Annotated in this window: 15 protein-coding genes; 7 read left to right on the top strand and 8 right to left on the bottom strand. The window is 70.8% G+C overall.

Annotated elements, in window-relative coordinates:
- Positions 1-178: 178 nt before the first annotated feature.
- The 6 genes from rhaI to ACZ6TB_RS42505 are packed head-to-tail and all read right to left on the bottom strand — an operon-like array spanning position 179 to position 6,292.
- On the bottom strand, positions 179-1,345 hold the full coding sequence (rhaI, locus tag ACZ6TB_RS42530) for an L-rhamnose isomerase (RefSeq protein WP_465565444.1): 1,167 nt from the start codon (positions 1,343-1,345) through the stop codon (positions 179-181).
- A 17-nt stretch (positions 1,346-1,362) separates the two neighbouring features.
- Positions 1,363-1,674, bottom strand: a complete 312-nt coding sequence (locus ACZ6TB_RS42525; RefSeq protein WP_465565441.1) for an L-rhamnose mutarotase — start codon at positions 1,672-1,674, stop codon at positions 1,363-1,365.
- Positions 1,675-1,679: 5 nt separating this feature from the next.
- Positions 1,680-2,753, bottom strand: coding sequence for a rhamnose ABC transporter substrate-binding protein (gene rhaS, locus ACZ6TB_RS42520; RefSeq protein WP_465565438.1), 1,074 nt, complete (start codon positions 2,751-2,753; stop codon positions 1,680-1,682).
- A 15-nt stretch (positions 2,754-2,768) separates the two neighbouring features.
- Positions 2,769-3,746: an ABC transporter permease gene (locus ACZ6TB_RS42515; RefSeq protein ID WP_465565436.1), complete on the bottom strand. Its 978-nt coding sequence runs from the start codon at positions 3,744-3,746 to the stop codon at positions 2,769-2,771.
- 33 nt (positions 3,747-3,779) lie between these two features.
- Entirely contained in the window at positions 3,780-4,790 is a 1,011-nt protein-coding gene (locus ACZ6TB_RS42510; protein WP_465565433.1) for an ABC transporter permease, read from the bottom strand.
- A complete protein-coding gene (locus tag ACZ6TB_RS42505) occupies positions 4,787-6,292 on the bottom strand; it encodes a sugar ABC transporter ATP-binding protein (RefSeq protein ID WP_465565431.1) in 1,506 nt (501 codons plus the stop codon). Before ACZ6TB_RS42505 ends, ACZ6TB_RS42510 begins: the two co-directional genes overlap by 4 nt.
- 147 nt (positions 6,293-6,439) lie before the next feature.
- Between ACZ6TB_RS42505 and ACZ6TB_RS42500 the strand changes: the two genes are divergently transcribed.
- The 7 genes from ACZ6TB_RS42500 to ACZ6TB_RS42470 all read left to right on the top strand — a co-directional run bounded on the left by ACZ6TB_RS42500 (position 6,440) and on the right by ACZ6TB_RS42470 (position 15,706).
- Entirely contained in the window at positions 6,440-7,486 is a 1,047-nt protein-coding gene (locus ACZ6TB_RS42500; protein ID WP_465565428.1) for a LacI family DNA-binding transcriptional regulator, read from the top strand.
- Positions 7,487-8,098: 612 nt separating this feature from the next.
- Positions 8,099-10,123 (top strand): bifunctional aldolase/short-chain dehydrogenase, encoded by a 2,025-nt coding sequence (locus tag ACZ6TB_RS42495; RefSeq protein ID WP_465565426.1) that lies wholly within the window; start codon positions 8,099-8,101, stop codon positions 10,121-10,123.
- Positions 10,120-11,499: a rhamnulokinase gene (locus ACZ6TB_RS42490; RefSeq protein WP_465565423.1), complete on the top strand. Its 1,380-nt coding sequence runs from the start codon at positions 10,120-10,122 to the stop codon at positions 11,497-11,499. The genes ACZ6TB_RS42495 and ACZ6TB_RS42490 overlap by 4 nt, the downstream gene beginning before the upstream one ends.
- Positions 11,500-11,509: 10 nt before the next feature.
- Positions 11,510-12,241 carry a (Fe-S)-binding protein gene (locus tag ACZ6TB_RS42485; RefSeq protein ID WP_465565420.1) on the top strand — a complete coding sequence of 244 codons (732 nt, stop codon included), beginning with the start codon at positions 11,510-11,512 and terminating at the stop codon, positions 12,239-12,241.
- Complete coding sequence (locus ACZ6TB_RS42480; protein ID WP_465565417.1) at positions 12,238-13,662, top strand: lactate utilization protein B; 1,425 nt, start codon at positions 12,238-12,240, stop codon at positions 13,660-13,662. Before ACZ6TB_RS42485 ends, ACZ6TB_RS42480 begins: the two co-directional genes overlap by 4 nt.
- Positions 13,659-14,288, top strand: coding sequence for a LutC/YkgG family protein (locus ACZ6TB_RS42475; RefSeq protein ID WP_465565414.1), 630 nt, complete (start codon positions 13,659-13,661; stop codon positions 14,286-14,288). Before ACZ6TB_RS42480 ends, ACZ6TB_RS42475 begins: the two co-directional genes overlap by 4 nt.
- Positions 14,285-15,706 (top strand): arabinose isomerase, encoded by a 1,422-nt coding sequence (locus tag ACZ6TB_RS42470; protein WP_465565411.1) that lies wholly within the window; start codon positions 14,285-14,287, stop codon positions 15,704-15,706. Before ACZ6TB_RS42475 ends, ACZ6TB_RS42470 begins: the two co-directional genes overlap by 4 nt.
- Here the strand turns inward: ACZ6TB_RS42470 and ACZ6TB_RS42465 are convergent.
- Positions 15,672-16,349: a response regulator transcription factor gene (locus ACZ6TB_RS42465; RefSeq protein ID WP_465565408.1), complete on the bottom strand. Its 678-nt coding sequence runs from the start codon at positions 16,347-16,349 to the stop codon at positions 15,672-15,674. The genes ACZ6TB_RS42470 and ACZ6TB_RS42465 overlap by 35 nt on opposite strands.
- Positions 16,346-17,461, bottom strand: a complete 1,116-nt coding sequence (locus ACZ6TB_RS42460; RefSeq protein ID WP_465565405.1) for a sensor histidine kinase — start codon at positions 17,459-17,461, stop codon at positions 16,346-16,348. The genes ACZ6TB_RS42465 and ACZ6TB_RS42460 overlap by 4 nt, the downstream gene beginning before the upstream one ends.
- Positions 17,462-17,568: the final 107 nt, after the last annotated feature.

Genomic DNA, 17,568 nt, shown 5'->3' with positions numbered 1-17,568 from the left:
ACGTCGCCCGGGTGGGCCGAGCGTCTTGGGCGCGTCAGCGCCCTGCTCGGCCCGGCCGGGTCCCCGCGGGAGCAGCGGTCCGCACGCCCCACCCACGCGGGACATCATGAATTTGATCTGGCCCTTGACGAATGAATTTGATCTGGCCCTTGACGAATGAAATCGATCTGGCCCTTGACTACGCTCCCCAGCCCGCTTGGGTGCCGCCGACTCGGTCGGCGATGATTTTCTCGTCGTAGCCGCTTCGCTTGTAGGCGGCGACCGGGTCGGGGTCGAGGCCGGCGTCCGCGCGGACCTCGGCCAGCAGCGGGCGGACGTCGGTGTTGTAGGCGTCCATGAAGACCGCGTTCGCCTCCAGGACCTCGCCGTTTCGCTGGGCGGCGAACAACGCGTCGCGGTCGACCAGCAGGGCCTTGGCCGTCGCCTCCTGGACGTTCATCACCGAGCGGATGATGGCGGGGATCTTGCGCTCGATGTTGTGGCACTGGTCGAGCATGAAGGCGATGCCGTAGGACGGGTCTAGCGCCTCGGCCCGGACGATCTCGTACATGATGCGGAAGAGCTGGAACGGGTCGGCGGCGCCCACCATCAGGTCGTCGTCGGCGTAGAAGCGGCTGTTGAAGTCGAAGGCGCCGAGTTTGCCGGCTCGCAGCAGGAACGCGACGATGAACTCGATGTTGGTGCCGGGGGCGTGGTGGCCGGTGTCGATGCAGACCGTCGCCTTGTCGCCGAGCGTCAGGCAGTGCGCGTAGGACGTTCCCCAGTCGGGGATGTCGGTGGCGTAGAAGGCGGGCTCGAACAGCTTGTACTCCAGCACGATGCGCTGATCTTCCCCCAAGCGGTCGTACGTCTCCCGCAGCGCCTCGGCCATGCGGTCCTGGCGCGTGCGCAGGTCGTCCTGGCCGGGGTAGTTGATGCCGTCGGAGAACCACAGCTTGAGATCGCGGGAGCCGGTGCGGTCCATGATGTCGATCGCCTCGAGCAGGTGATCGGTGGCCTTCCGGCGGATACCGGGATCGGGGTTGGTGACCGAGCCGAGCTTGTAGTCGTCGTCCTGGAAGACGTTGGTGTTGATCGCGCCGATCTCGACGCCCTGATCCGACGCGTACGCCGACAGGGCCGCGTAGTCGTCCACCTTGTCCCACGGGATGTGCAGCGCGACCGACGGCGCCACGCCGGTGAACCGGTGCACGGTCGCGGCGTCGGCGATCTTCTCCTCCGGGTTGCGTGGCACGCCGGGCTGGGCGAACACCTTGAAGCGGGTGCCCGAGTTGGCGTAGCCCCAGGACGGGGTCTCGATGCGCTGCGCGGCGAGCGCGCGCTTGACTGCGGCAAGGTCAGCCATGGTTCGTCACATCTTTCCTAGTCGAGGTGGAAGACCTCGGTGAGCGGAGGGAAACCCTCGGTCGGCGTGGTGCCGGCGAAGAACGAAGCCATCTCCGCCTGCCACCGGGTGTTGACGTCCAGCGCCGCCATTGCCGCCTGGGACGCCGCCAGGTCGTCCGCCTCCACGTAGCCGATCAGCAGGCCGTCGGAGCGCAGGAACAGGGAGTAGTTGCGCCAGCCGGTGGCCCGAAGTGCGTCCTGCATCTCGGGCCACACGGCCTGGTGCCGCTCCACGTACTCCGCCATCCGCTCGGGACGAACCTGGAGGTTGAAGCAGTATCGGGGCATGTGAATCAGAAGTTGAACTTGTCGATGTTGTCGGCGGTGAACTCGGTCGGCAGGCCGAGGACGATCTCGCCGTTCGCGCCGACGGTGTAGTCGCCGAGCTTGCCGGCCTTGAACTTGTCACCCTCGGCGCCGGTGATCTGCCCGGATGCCAGGGCCGCGCCGGCGTAGGCCGCGAGGTAGCCGATGTCGGCCGGATTCCACAGCGCGAACTTCTTGACGGTGTTGTCCTTGACGTACTGGCGCATCTGGTTCGGCAGGCCGAGACCGGTCACGGCGACCTTGCCCTTGTAGGACGACGAGCCGATGTAGCGGGCGGCGGCCGCGATGCCCACGGTGGTCGGGGCGACGATCACCTTCAAATTGGGGTACGACTGCACGAGTCCCTGGGCCTCCTGGAACGACTTCTGATCGTCGTCGTTGCCGTAGGCGACCTTGACCAGCTTCAGCTTCGAGTACTCGGGCTTGGCCAGCTCGGTCTTCATCACCGCGATCCACGAGTTCTGGTTCGTGGCGTTCGGCGTCGCCGACAGCACCGCGATCTCGCCGCCGTTCGCGCCGGCCTGGTCGAGCGCCATCTTCGCCAGCGACTGGCCGATGCCCTCGGTGGTGGCCTGGTTGATGAACGCGTCCCGGCAGTCCTTGGAGGCGTCCGAGTCGAACGTGACGACCTTGATCTTCGCGGCCCGGGCCTGGTTCAGCGACGGGCACACCGCGTTCGGGTCGTTCGCGGCGATGACGATGACGTCCTGCTGCTGCTGGATCAGGGTGTTGATGTAGGAGACCTGGGACGACGCCGACGCGTCGTTCGGGCCGACCTTCTTGTACTCGCCCTGCAGCTCCTTGACCGCCTCCTCGCCGCCCGAGGTCTCGACGTCGGAGTACGGGTTGTTCAGCTGCTTCGGCAGGTAGGCGATCTTCAGACCGGTCTTCAGCTGCGCGTTCGGGTTCGCGGCGGCCGACGCGGGAGCGCCGCCGCCCGAGTTCGAGGTGCTGTCCTTGGTTGTGCCACCACAACCGGCGACGGCGAGCGTCAGGATCGAGGCCGCGGATACGGAGACGGCCAAGCGGTGTCGGAACATGCTGGCTCCAAAGATCTACTGAGCGGCGGACTGGCGGAGCCGACGGCGCTGCCAGTTGCCGCGAACGGTGGTGACGACGTTGGGAAGCAGGACGGACAGCACGAGCAGGGCGCCCGTGACGATGTTCAGCGCCTGCCCGGAGACGTCCTCCAGGCGCAGCGCGTTCTGCAGCGCGGTCAGCAGCACCACACCGGCGAGGACGCCGGGCAGGCTGCCCTTTCCGCCGAAGATCGATACGCCGCCCAGCAGGACGGCCGCGACCACGGCGAGCTCGAGCCCGGCGCCGTTGTCGGCGCGGGCGCTGGAGTAGCGCAGCGTCCACAGCACTCCGACCAGCCCGGAGACGGCGCCGCTGACGACGTACAACCAGAATTTGGTCCTGGCCACCCGGATGCCGGAGAAATGCGCCGCTTGGGCGTTGGCGCCGATCGCGTAGAGCGAGCGGCCGACCGGGGTGGCGTGCTGCACGATGCCGAAGATCGCGGCGAGGATCACGATCGGGATCAGCACGTTCGGGACGCTGCCGCCGCCCAGCGTGCCGGTGACCCAGCCGGTGTAGTTGAACGGGAAGTCGGCCACCGCGGTGTCGCCCAGCACGACCAGGGCCAGGCCGCGGTAGAGGGCGAGGGTGCCGATCGTGACCGCCAGCGACGGCAGGCCGAGGCCGGTGATGAGGAAGCCGTTGAGGGCGCCGGCGACCGCGCCGATCAGGATGCAGAGCGGGATGATCGTCTCGATCGACAGGTCGTGGTTCCAGAGCCAGCCCATCAGCGAGCTGGTCAGGCCCAGGATGCTGGCCACCGACAGGTCGATCTCGCCGGTCACGATGATCATCGTCATCGGCAGGGCGACCAGGATGATCGGCATCAGGTCGAGCACCATGAAGGTGAAGTTCCGGCTCGTGCCGAAGTTGTCGACGGTCGCCGACGCGATGATCAGGACGACGACCGTCAGCAGGATGATGATCGCGTCCCAGCTGCCCAATCTCTTCATCCGTTTTCCTTCTGTTTTCCGCCGCGGGTTAGCTCAAGCACGCGCGTCCCTCTTTCGCAGCGAGCGGGCGATGCGGACGGCGACCAGGCGATCGGCGCAGATGGCCAGGATGATCAGCGCGCCGACGATGGCCTGCTGCCAGAACTGGTTGATGTCGAGCACCGCGAGGGCGCTGCTGATCACGGTGAGCAGCAGCGCGCCGAGGCCGGCGCCCCAGACCGTGCCGCTGCCGCCGAAGACGGCCACGCCGCCGACCACGACGGCGGCCACCACGTTCAGCTCGTAGCCGGTGCCGGCGCTCGCGTCGACGGTGCCGAACCGGGCCGCGAACAGCACTCCAGCCAGGCCCGCCAGCGCGCCGCTGAGCAGGAACGCGCCGAGCAGGTTGCGGGCGACCTTGATGCCGGCCAGCTCGGCCGCCTGCGGGCTCGAGCCCATCGCGTACAGCTCGCGGCCGACGCGGTAGTTGCGCATCAGCAGCGACCCGCCGCCGACCACGATCAGGGCGATCAGAACGAGCCACGGTACGCCGAGGAGGTTGTCGTTGGCGAAGCCCAAGAAGTGCGGGGGCAGCTCGTCGGCGTTGACCTGGGAGCCGCCGGCCCACTGGTAGACGATGCCGCGGTACATGTAGAGGGTGCCGAGCGTGACCACGAGCGCGGGCACCTTGCCGTACCGGACCAGCACGCCGTTGAGCAGGCCGCAGGCCGCGCCCACGGCGAGGCCGACCAGGATCGCGACGATCATCGGAAGGCCGCGGTGGTCGCTCATCAGGGTGGCGACCGAGAAGGCGGACAGGCCGAGCACCGAGCCGACGCTCAGGTCGATGTTCCGGGTGATCACGACGATCGCCTGGCCGGTGGCCATCACCGCGAGGATCGCCGTGTTCAGCAGGTTGTCGCGGATGCTCTGCCCGGAGAGGAAGCGCGGATTGCTGATCGTCGTGTAGAGGACCAGCGCCGCGAGAGCGAGGACGATGCCCAGCTCGCGGGTCTTCAGGAAGTTCATCGCCGGCTTCCGTGGTTTGGGGAGCGCGAGAGTCATGCCGCGGCCTCCTGACCCATCGCGGCGTACATGACGGACTCCTCGGTCGCCTCGGCGCGGCTCAATGTGGCCGCGACCCGGCCCTCGCGCAGCACCACGACCCGGTCGGCCATGCCGAGCACCTCGGGCAGCTCGGACGAGACCATGACGACCGCGAGGCCGTCGGCGGCGAGCGAGGACATCAGCCGGTGCACCTCGGCCTTGGTGCCGACGTCGATGCCGCGGGTGGGCTCGTCGACGATCAGCAGTTGCGGGCCGGTGGACAGCCACTTGGCCAGGACGACCTTCTGCTGGTTGCCGCCGGAGAGCGTGCCGACCGCGTCGGAGAGCTTGCCCAGCTTGGTCTGCAGCTTCTCGGCCCAGGTGGCGGCCGCCCGTTCCTCCGCGCCGCCGAAGAGCAGGCCCAGCCGGGCGAGCTTGCGCGCTCGCGGGAGCGTGATGTTGCGTTCGATCGACAGGTCCATGATCAGGCCTTGCTGGCGGCGGTCCTCGGGGACGAGGGCCATGCCGGCGGCCATCGCTTTGCGCGGGCTGCCGGACTTGAGCTGCTTCCCCCGTATTTTTACGGAGCCGGAATCGTAGGGATCGACGCCGAAGACCGCCTGCATCACCTCGGAGCGGCCGGCGCCGACCAGGCCGGCCAGCGCGACGATCTCGCCGGCCCGCACCTCGAACGAGACGTCACGGAAGACGCCCTCCCGGGTGAGGTCCTTGACTTCGAGCATCACGTCGCCGGGCGTGACGTCCTGCTTGGGGAAGAGCGCGCTCAGGTCGCGGCCGACCATCCGGCGGATCATGTCGTCGACGGTCAGGTCGGCGACCGGCTCGGTGGCGACGTGCTTGCCGTCGCGCATGATCGTCACGCGTTGGCAGAGCTGGGTGATCTCCTCGAAGCGGTGCGAGATGAACAGGATCGCGGCGCCCTCGTCGCGCAGCGACCGCACCACCGCGAAGAGCCGCTCGACCTCGACCGCGGAGAGCGCCGCGGTCGGCTCGTCCATGATCAGGATGCGGGCCTCGCTGGAGAGCGCCTTCGCGATCTCGACCAGTTGCTGGTCGGCGATCGAGAGGCCGCGGGCCGGCCGGGTCGGTTCGATGTGGACGCCCAGCCGGCGGAACAGCGCCTCGGCGTTGGCGTGCATGGTCTTGCGGTCGATCTGGCGCAGCCTGGTCAGTGGCTGGTTGCCCATCGCGATGTTCTCGGACACGTCGAGGTCGGGGAAGAGCGTGGGCTCCTGGTAGATCACGGCGATGCCGGCCGCCTTGGCGTCGGCCGGCCCGGCGAAGTCGACGTCGCTTCCGTTGATGCGCAGCGTGCCGGTGTCGGGGCGATGCACGCCGGCGAGCATCTTCACGATCGTGGACTTGCCGGCACCGTTCTCGCCGACGAGGGCGTGCGCCTCGCCGCCGTACAGCGGGAAGCTGACGCCCTGGACGGCGGCGACCGCGCCGAAGGATTTCGTCACGTCGCGTACCTCGAGCAAGGCAGGTGCCTCAGGCACGAGTACCTCCTCTTTGAAATGTTTCACAAACGTAGGTGGCCCCGATCACACATGTCAAGCACTGGATGGAAACGGTCCGGAAACACAGCCATTACGCTGGGGTCGCGTACCGTAAGATGCTGCTTCAACGTTTCAAAGGGGGTCCTCGTGCTGAACGGCAGGACGCCGTCCGTCAAGGACGTGGCCGCCGCCGCCGGCGTCTCGCTGGGCACGGTCTCGAATGTCATGAACCGCCCCGAGGTGGTGAGCGCGCGCACCCGTGAGCGGGTCGAGCGGGCCATGGCCGACCTGGGCTTCGTGCGCAACGAGTCGGCGCGGCAGCTGCGGGCCGGGACGAGCCGCACCCTGGCCTACGTGATGCTGGACGGCACCAACCCGTTCTTCCACGACGTGGCCCAGGGCATCGAGCTCGCCGCCGAGGACGCCGACCTGTCGCTGTTCATCTGCAACAGCAACAGCCGCGCCGAGCGCGAGGAGGCCCACCTCGACCGGCTCCTCCAGCAGCGCGTGCAGGGCATCCTGATCACGCCGGTGAACCCGGAGGCGAGCTACCTCGAGGACCTGTCCCGGCGCGGCGTCCCGCTGGTGATAGTCGACCGGACGAGCCGCGACGCGAGCTGCTGCTCGGTGGCGGTCGACGACGTGCACGGCGGCCGGGTGGCGGTCGAGCATCTGGTCGAGCAGGGGCACAGCCGGGTCGCGTTCATCGGCGGGCCGGAGTCGCTCGGCCAGGTCGGCGAGCGTCTGCAGGGCGCCCGCGAGGTGTGGGAGGAGCTGGGGCTGCCCGCCGACGACCTGGTGCACCTGCCGACCGAGGCGATGACCGTCGCGGAAGGACGGTCGGCCGGCGAGCGCCTGGCCGGTCTGCCGGCGCGGCGCCGCCCCACGGCCGCGTTCTGCGCCAACGATCTGCTCGCGCTGGGCCTGTTGCAGCAGGGCATCGGGGCGGGCCTGCGGGTGCCGGACGACCTGGCCATCGTCGGCTTCGACGACATCGACTTCGCGGCGGCCGCGGCCGTGCCGCTGACCTCGGTGCGCCAGCCGCGGCAGGAGCTGGGCCGGGCGGCGGCCAACCTGGTGCTCGACGAGGCCACCAACCCGGCACACGAGCACCAGCAGTTGTTCTTCACCCCGGAGTTGGTGGCTCGGGCGTCGACGATATCGCTCAGCCGAAGTCGGAACGCTCGACCGTAAGCCGGTTGGCGGCGGCGGAGGGTGACGGGGAGGCGGTCGGGCGCGCTGCCGTCGGTCAAACGCGTTCGGGGAGGTGCGGCCGAGCTCGGTGCCGCGGTTGTCGGTTGAGGCCGGGAGGTCGGGTCGTGGGACGAATGGTGCCTGCGTGGGAGAGCAAGGTGGCGCAGCCAGCTCGGAGGTGAGCAGAGCTGGGCGGGCGGGGGTGCGTATTGGTGAGCAGAGCTGGGCGTAGCGGGCGCGCGCGGAGGTAAGCAGAGCTGGGCGTGGGGCGCGCGTAGGGGTGAGCAGAGCTGGGCGTAGCGGGCGCGCGCGCGGAGGTAAGCAGAGCTGGGCGTGGGGCGCGCGTAGGGGTGAGCAGAGCGGGGCGTGGCGGCGCGCGCGGAGGTAAGCAGAGCTGGGCGGGCGGCGCGCGTAGAGGTGAGCAGAGCTGGGCGTAGCGGGCGCGCGCGGAGGTAAGCAGAGCTGGGCGGGCGGCGCGCGTAGAGGTGAGCAGAGCTGGGCGTAGCGGGCGCGCGCGGAGGTAAGCAGAGCTGTTGCGTCTTGACCGCGAGCGGGGGCGCGCCGTAATCTGCGTGCAACGTCTGAAACGTTTCATGAGCGGAAGCGAACCCCATGACGAATCCCGCAGTCCGTGAGCTTCTGGAGCGCAGCAACCGGCTCGGCGCCGATCCGCGCAACACCAACTACGCCGGGGGTAACACCTCGGCCAAGGGGACCGAGACCGACCCGGTGACCGGCGAGCCCGCCGAGCTGCTCTGGGTCAAGGGCTCGGGCGGCGACCTCGGCACGCTCACCGAGAAGGGCCTCGCGGTGCTCCGGCTCGACCGTCTGCGCGCGCTCACCGGGGTCTACCCGGGCGTCGAGCGCGAGGACGAGATGGTGGCGGCCTTCGACTTCTGCCTGCACGGGCGGGGCGGGGCGGCGCCGAGCATCGACACCGCCATGCACGGGCTCGTCGACGTCGCGCACGTCGATCACCTGCACCCCGACTCGGGCATCGCGATCGCGACCGCCGCCGACGGGCCGGCGCTGACCAAGGAGATCTTCGGCGATCGGGTGCTCTGGGTGCCGTGGCGCCGGCCCGGATTTCAGCTCGGGCTCGACATCGCCGCCGTTCAGCGGGCGAACCCGCAGGCCATCGGCGTGGTCCTGGGCGGGCACGGGATCACGGCGTGGGGCGCGACCAGCGCCGAGTGCGAGGCCAACTCACGGGAGATCATCTCGACCGCCGCCGCCTACCTCGAGTCGCACGGGCGGAAGGATCCGTTCGGGGCGCGCGTTCATGAGACCGCCGTCGACAAGCGGGAACGGGCGGCGGCACTCTTCCCCGTCCTGCGCGGGCTGGCCTCGACCGACCGTCCGCAGGTGGGGCACTACACCGACAACGACGTCGTGCTCGACTTCGTCAACAGCGAGCGGCTGCCGGAGCTGGCCGCGCTCGGCACCTCCTGCCCGGACCACTTCCTGCGCACCAAGGTCAAGCCGATGGTGCTCGACACCGCGCCCGACGCCCCGCTCGACGAGGTCGTGGCCCGGGCCCGGGAGCTGCACGAGGCGTACCGCGAGGACTACCGCGGCTACTACGAGCGGAACGCGACCGCCGGCTCGCCCGCGATGCGCGGCGCCGACCCGGCGATCGTGCTGGTTCCGGGCGTGGGCATGTTCTCGTTCGGCGCCAACAAGCAGACCGCGCGGGTGGCCGGCGAGTTCTACGTCAACGCCATCAACGTGATGCGCGGCGCGGAGTCGGTCTCCACCTACGCGCCGATCGACGAGGCCGAGAAGTTCCGCATCGAGTACTGGGCGCTGGAGGAGGCGAAGCTTCAGCGGATGCCGAAGCCGAAGCCGCTGGCGACCCGGATCGCGTACGTGACCGGCGGCGGCTCCGGCATCGGGCGGGCGATCGCGTTGCGGCTGGCGGCCGAGGGCGCCTGCGTGATCGTGGCCGACCGCGACTTCGAGGCGGCCACGACGGTCGCCGGCGAGATCGGCGGCGCCGACCTGGCGATCGCCGTGGCCGCCGACGTGACCAGCGCCGACGCGATCGTCGAGTCGCTGCGGGACGCGGTGCTGGCGTTCGGCGGCGTCGACCTGGTGGTGAACAACGCCGGCCTGTCGATCTCGAAGCCGCTGCTGGAGACCACCGAGGCCGACTGGGACCTCCAGCACGACGTGATGGCCAAGGGCTCGTTCCTGGTGTCCCGCGAGGCGGCCCGGGTCATGATCCCGCAGGGCATGGGCGGCGACGTCGTCTACATCTCGAGCAAGAACTCGATCTTCGCCGGGCCCAACAACGTCGCCTACGGCGCGACCAAGGCGGACCAGGCGCATCAGGTGCGCCTGCTGGCGGCCGAGCTCGGTGCTCATGGCGTACGCGTGAATGGCATCAACCCCGACGGCGTGGTGCGCGGATCCGGGATCTTCGCGGGCGGCTGGGGCGCGAAGCGGGCCGCCGTCTACGGCGTGCCGGAGGAGAAGCTCGGCGAGTACTACGCGCAGCGCACCCTGCTCAAGCGCGAGGTGCTGCCCGAGCACGTGGCCAACGCGGTCTTCGCGCTGACCGGCGGCGACCTGACCCACACGACGGGCCTGCACATCCCCGTCGATGCGGGTGTCGCGGCTGCCTTCCTGCGATGAAAGCCTTCGCGGCGGTCGACTTGGGCGCGTCCAGCGGGCGCGTCATGGTCGGCCGGGTCGAGCCCGGCCGGGTCGAGCTGGCCGAGGCGCACCGGTTCGCGAACGAGCCGGTGCGCGCCGGCGGCACGCTGCACTGGGACATCCTGTCGCTCTACCGCGGCGTGCTCGACGGCCTGCGCGCGGCCGGGCCGGTGGACAGCATCGGGATCGACTCGTGGGCCGTCGACTATGGCCTTCTCGACGCGTCGGGCGCGCTCCTCGGCAACCCGGTGCACTACCGGGACTCGCGGACCGACGGCGTGTCCTCGCCGGTGACCGACGAGCGGCTCTACCAGGTCACCGGGCTGCAGAAGCTGCCGTTCAACACGATCTACCAGCTCCTGGCCGCGCGCGGCACCCCGCAGTACGAGGCCGCCCAGCAGATGCTGCTCATCCCCGATCTGCTGGCCTATTGGCTGACCGGCGAGCTGGGCGCGGAGTACACGAACGCTTCGACCACGGAACTGATTGATGTCCGTACGCGCGAATGGTCGTTGCCGTTGATCTCCGAGGTGGGCCTGCGTCCGTCGCTCTTCCCGCCTCTCCGGCAGCCGGGCTCGACGATCGGGCACTACGACGGAACGCCGGTGGTGGCCGTCGGCTCGCACGACACGGCCTCGGCGGTGGTCGGTGTGCCCGCCGCCGGGGATTTCGCCTACATCTCCTGCGGGACGTGGTCGCTGGTCGGCCTCGAACTGGACGCGCCGGTGCTGTCGGCCGCGTCGCGCGCCGCAAACTTCACCAACGAGGGCGGCGTAGACCGGACCATCCGATATTTACGAAATGTCATGGGATTGTGGCCCCTCCAGGAGGCCATGCGCGAGTGGGGTTCCCCGGACATTTCCGATTTGCTCCGGGCGGCGTTCGACGAGCCGGCGCTGAAGCACGTCGTGGACCTCGACGACCCGACATTTCTGCCTCCGGGAGATATGTCGGGGCGGCTGACCCGGACGGCGGGGCTGCCGGCGGACGCCTCGCCGGCGGTGGTGACGCGGTGCATTCTGGACAGTCTGGCGCTGGCGCACTGGCGGGCGGTGGATCGGGCACAGGAGCTGGCCGGCCGGTCGGTCGACGCGGTGCACATCGTCGGCGGGGGCGCGCGCAACGAGCTGCTCTGCCAGCTCACCGCCGACGCGTGCGGGCTGCCGGTGCTGGCCGGGCCGGTCGAGGCGACGGCGCTGGGCAACGTGCTGGTGCAGGCGCGGGCGGCGGGGGTGATCGACGGGGACCTGGCGGCGCTGCGGGCGGTCCTCCGTGAGACGCAGCGGATCGTGCGCTACGAGCCGGGCGGGGATGCCGGCGCCTGGCGAGCGGCCGCCAAGCGGATCGCCGGGTAGGGGGCCGCGGGTGCGCATCGCTCTGTTCGCGACTTGCCTGGCCGACACGATGTTCCCGGCCGCGGCCAAGGCGACCGTGCTGCTGCTGGAACGGCTCGGCCACGAGGTCGTCTTTCCGCCGGAGCAGACCTGTTGCGGCCAGATGCACATCAACACCGGCTACCAGAAGGACGCTTTGCCGCTCATCAAGCGCTATATCCGGACCTTCGAGCGCTTCGACGTCGTGGTGGCGCCGTCCGGGAGCTGCGCCGGTTCGGTGCGGCATCAGCATGCGACGGTGGCGGCGGGTGACAAGCGGCTGGCCGAGAAGGCGACCGCGGTGGCGGCGCGCACCTTCGAGCTGTCGGAACTGCTGATCGACGTGCTCGGGGTGGAGGACGTCGGCGCCTACTTCCCGCACCGGGTGACATATCACCCGACGTGCCACTCGCTGCGCGTGCTGCGGGTGGGGGACAAGCCGCTGCGGCTGCTGCGGAACGTGCGCGGGCTCGATCTGGTCGAGCTGCCGGCGGCGGAGCAATGCTGCGGCTTCGGCGGCACATTTTCCGTGAAAAATGCGGATACGTCGATCGCGATGCTCGCCGACAAGATGCGGCACGTGCTCGAGACGGGCGCGGACGTGTGCACGGCGGGCGACGCGTCCTGCCTCATGCACATCGGGGGTGGGCTGTCCCGGCTGCGCACCGGCGTCCGCACCGTGCACCTGGCCGAGATTCTGGCCTCGACCGAGGCGGCGTCATGACGTTTCTGGGGATGCCGGCGCGGGCGCCGCGCGGGGTGGGGCATCTGCGGGGGGACGAGCCGTTCCCGGTCGCGGCCCGGCGGGCGCTGGGCGACGCGCAACTGCGGCGCAACCTGCAGCACGCGACGACGACGATCCGCGAGAAGTCCGGGCGGGTCATCGCCGAGCTGCCCGACTGGCCGGAGCTGCGGGCGGCGGGTGCGGCGCTCAAGGCGTACACGATGGCTCATCTCCCGGAAATGCTGGAGCAGCTCGAGGAGAACGTGACCGCCGCCGGTGGGGTGGTGCATTGGGCGGCCGACGCCAACGAGGCCAACGCGATCGTCACCGACCTGGTGCGGCGGACCGGCGAGACGCGGGCCATCAAGGTCAAGTCGATGGCCACCCAGGAGATCGGGCTCAACGAGGCGCTCGAGGCGGCCGGGATCACGCCGGTCGAGACCGATCTCGCCGAGCTCATCGTGCAGCTCGGCAACGACAAGCCGAGCCACATCCTGGTGCCGGCGATCCACCGGAACCGCTCGGAGATCCGGGAGATCTTCCTGGCCGCGATGCCGGGCGTCGATCCGGAGCTGACCGACGAGCCGGCGGTGCTGGCCGCGGCGGCCCGGCGCTACCTGCGCGAGACGTTCCTGTCGACGAAGGTGGCGATCTCGGGGGCGAACTTCGCGGTCGCCGAGACCGGGACGCTGGCGGTGGTGGAGTCGGAGGGGAACGGGCGGATGTGCCTGACCCTGCCGGACACGCTGATCACCGTGATGGGCATCGAGAAGCTGGTGCCGTCGTGGCAGGACCTCGAGGTGTTCCTGCAACTGCTGCCGCGGGCGTCGACCGGGGAGCGGATGAACCCGTACACGTCGATGTGGCACGGGGTCACCCCGGGTGACGGGCCGCAGAGCTTCCACCTGGTGCTGCTCGACAACGGGCGCAGTGCCGTGCTGGCCGACGAGGTGGGGCGGCAGGCGCTGCACTGCATCCGGTGCTCGGCGTGCCTCAACGTGTGCCCGGTCTATGAGCGGACGGGCGGGCACGCGTACGGGTCGGTGTATCCCGGTCCGATCGGAGCGGTGCTGTCGCCGCAGCTCACCGGCGTGGACGACAACGCCACGCTGCCGTACGCGTCGTCGCTCTGCGGCGCCTGCTTCGACGCCTGCCCGGTCATGATCGACATCCCGTCGATCCTGGTGCACCTGCGGAATCAGGCGCCGCACCCGCGGTCGGAGGCGGCGGTGATGGCGGCGGCGGCCTACACCATGGACCATCCGCGCCTGTACGCCGCGGCGCAGCACGCGGCCAAGCTGGCCAAGCTCGCGGGCCGACGCGGCCGGGGGTTGCCGCCGCCGCTGAACGGGTGGTCGGCCGGCCGCGACCTGCCGGCGCCGCCGGAGGAGACGTTCCGCGGTTGGTGGCGGGGGCGATGAAGGACGTCATCCTGGACCGGATCCGGGCCGCGTTGGTGCGGAGCGCGCCACCGGCCGAGATCCCGCGCGACTATCGGCGCGGGTCGACGCCGGTCGATGTGGAGCTCTTGGTCGATCGCCTCACGGATTACAAGGCGGTCGTCCACCTGATAAATACCGATAAATCGGGCAAAGGGATGGCGGCGACGGCGGGCGGGGTCCGGCGAGTGATCGCGGACGTGGTCGGCGCGGGGACGATTGTCGTGCCGCCGGGGCTGCCGGCGGACTGGCTGCCCGCGGAGCCGACGGTCATCGTCGACGACGGGCTGCCGGCCGACCGCATCGCGGCTGCCGACGGCGTGGTCACGGCCGCCGCGGTGGCGGTCGCCGAGACCGGCACCATCGTGCTCGACGCGTCCCCCGACCAGGGCCGCCGCATCATCTCGCTGCTGCCCGACCTGCACATCTGCGTGCTGCGGCGGGACCAGGTCGTCGCCTCGGTGCCCGAGGCCGTCGCCCGGCTCGACCCGCGCCGCCCGCTCACCTGGATCAGCGGCCCGTCCGCCACCAGCGACATCGAGCTCAACCGGGTCGAGGGGGTGCACGGCCCCCGCAACCTGCACGTCATCCTCCTGGAGGCCTCGTGATACTCGAACAAAGTCCCAAACAACGCCGCAAGACCCGGATCGGGCTGGTCGCGGGCGGCCTCGGCACGTACTGGCCGCAGTTCCCGGACCTGCTTCCGCAGCTTCAGGAGTCGGCCCGCTACGTCTCCGAGCGGTTCGCCGAGATGGACGCCGAGGTCACCGACGCCGGCTTCATCTCCGACGCGCAGGAGGGCGCGGCCGCCGCCGAGATGCTGCGCCGCGCCGACTGCGACCTGATCGTCCTGTTCCTCACCACCTACCTGACCTCGTCGATGGTCCTGCCGATCGCCCAGCGCGCGAACACGCCGGTGCTGGTGATCGACCTCCAGCCGACCGAGAAGATGGACCACGCCACCTTCGACACCGGGGCGTGGCTCGCGTATTGCGGGCAGTGCCCGGTGCCGGAGACGGGCAACCTGTTCCGCCGGGCCGGCATCCCGTTCCGGTCGGTCACCGGCTGGCTGCGGCAGGAGTCGGTGTGGGAGCGGATCGGCCGCTGGATCCGGGCCGCGCACGTGCGGGCCGCGCTGCGCAACACCCGGCACGGGCTGATGGGCCACCTCTACCCGGGCATGCTCGACGTCTCCACCGACCTCACGCTGCTGCCGGCCACGTTCGGCTCGCACGTCGAGGTGCTCGAATTCGACGACCTGCGGGAACGGGTGCTGGCGGTCACCGAGGACGAGGTGGCCGACCGGATGGAGCTGGCCCGGAAGATCTTCGTGCTCGACGAGTCGGTCAAGGAGGAGGACTTCGCCTGGGGCGCGCGGGTCTCGGTCGGCCTCGACCGGCTGGCCGACGACTTCGATCTGGACAGCCTCGCCTACTACCACCGGGGTCTGAACGGCGAACTGCACGAGCGGATCGGTGCCGGGATGATCCTGGGCGCGTCGTTGCTCACGGCCCGGGGCATTCCGGCGACCGGCGAGTACGAGCTGCGCACGACCGTGGCCCAGCTGGCCACCCAGGTCGCGGGCGCGGGCGGCTCGTTCTGCGAGATCCAGGCGCTGAACTTCGAGGACAACGTGGTCGAGATGGGTCACGACGGTCCGGCGCACCTGGCGCTGAGCGCCAAACGGCCGCTGCTGCGCGGGCTGGGCGTCTACCACGGCAAGCGGGGATGGGGCGTGAGCGTCGAGTTCGACGTACGCCACGGTCCCGTGACCCTGCTCGGGCTGGGCCAGGACCGCGACGGTTCGCTCTCCTTCATCGCCGCCGAGGGCACGGTGGTGGACGGTCCGCTGCTGGCGATCGGCAACACGACGTCGCGGGTCGACTTCGGCCGCGACCCGGGGGAGTGGGTCGACGACTGGAGCGCGTCGGGGGTCGGCCACCACTGGTCGCTCTCGGTCGGGCACCGGGCCGCCGACTACCGGGCCGCCGCTAGCCTCCTCGGGATCGAGTTCCGGTCGGTGTGACCAGGCCGGTCTCGTAGGCGACCACCACGAGCTGGGCGCGGTCGTGCGCGCCCAGCTTGGCCATCGTGCGGTTGACGTGCGTCTTCACCGTGTGCGGGCTGACCACGAGATGCCGGGCGATGTCGTCGTTGGACAGTCCGGCGCCGACCAGCATGAGAATCTCCCGCTCCCGCTCGGTGAGCTCGGCCAGCCGCCGTGGCGAGGGCGTGGCCGGCCGCTCGGGGTGCGACAGGTAGCGGGCGATCAGGCTGCGGGTGGCGGCCGGGGTGAGCAGGGCGTCGCCGCGGTGCACGACCCGGACCGCGTGCAGCAGCTCCCGCGGTTCGGCGCTCTTGCCGAGGAAGCCGCTGGCGCCCGCGCGGAGGGCCTCGAAGACGTACTCGTCGATCTCGAACGTGGTCAGGATCAGCACGCGTACGTCGGGCCGGCCGGCGGTGATCTCGCGGGTCGCGCCGAGCCCGTCCAGCACCGGCATCCGGATGTCCATCAGCAGAACGTCGGTCTCGCCCGCGCGGGCCAGCTCGACCGCCTCGTGGCCGTTGCGCGCGGTGCCCGAGACGGTCATGTCGCCGGCGGAGGCAATCAGCGTGGCGAAGGACGCCAGCAGCAACGGCTGATCGTCGGCCAGGCCCACCCGGATCATGCCGGGTGCTCCGCCGGGAGCCGGCAGCTCACCCGGAAGCCGCCGAGCGGGCGCGGCCCGGCCGTGAACGAGCCGCCGAGCGCGGTCACCCGCTCGCGCATGCCGGCCAGGCCGTGCCCCTCGGCGCCACTCGCGGCCGGCCCGTCGGTCTCCACGAGCACGCCGTCGTTCTCGACGACCACGCTGAGCAGGGCGTCGCGCCGATGCAGCCGGAGCCGCACGGCGACCGGCCCGGCGTGCTTGCGGACGTTGGTCAGCGACTCCTGCACCACGCGGTAGGCGACCACGTCGGTGGCCGGCGGCAACGATTCCGCGCCGTCGCGCCGGCACGTGATCCGCAGCCCGGCCCGCTCGAACGTGGACAGCAGGTCGTCCAGCTCGGCCAGGCCGACCGCGGGCTCGACCGGGGCGGCCGGCTCGTCCGGGCGGCGCAGCAGGCCGACCGCGTCGCGCAGCTCGTCGAGCGCCGAGCGCGCGCTCTGCCGGATCTGGTCGAGGGTCTCGCGCACCGGCGCCGACTCGTCCGGCAGCACGTGCCCGGCCACCCCGGCCTGGACGCTGATCAGCGCGAGGTGGTGGCCGACGCTGTCGTGCAGGTCGCGGGCGATCCGCAGCCGCTCGGCGGTGACCCGTTCCTGCTCCCGCAGCAGCACCTCGGCCTGGTAGGCGCGCCGGTTGCGGGACGCCTCGCCGGCCGCCACCGCGAGCCCGCCGAGCGCGGCCAGCGCGATGTTCTCGGCGCCGAGCCAGCGGCCGGACTTGACCGCGGTGTGGAAGACGCCGATCAGCAGCACGAGCGCGCCGCCGACCCACACCGAGCGACGGCGCGTGCCGGCCTCGGCCACGGTGTAGAGCGCGATCAGGGGCGCGGCCAGGATCAGCGTGCCGCCGCCCCCGGACACCCGGGCCAGGTAGCCCTCGGCGGCGATCGTCGAGACCAGCAGCACCGGGAACGGCCGGCGGCGGCGTACGACCAGTGCGCCGCAGGCGACCAGCGCCAGCCCGCCCGCCACCGGGTCGCGCAGGTGCTGCCCGGCCGAGGTGGTGAGCAGCGCGGCCACGAGCACCGCCGCGGCGGTCGCGGCGTCGGCCCACCGCTGCAGCTGGCGCATGAGCAAACGGTACGGCGGAACCGGGGGCCGGGGGGATACCGCCGATGCTGTACGCCGAAGATGCCGCGGCCGGGCGACTCGCGGGCGCCACCCGTTCGGCCAGAGTC

This window comes from Actinoplanes sp. NPDC051537 (assembly GCF_055586105.1).
Note: the sequence above shows the minus strand (reverse complement) of the source record. Positions and strands in the feature narration are given on the sequence as shown.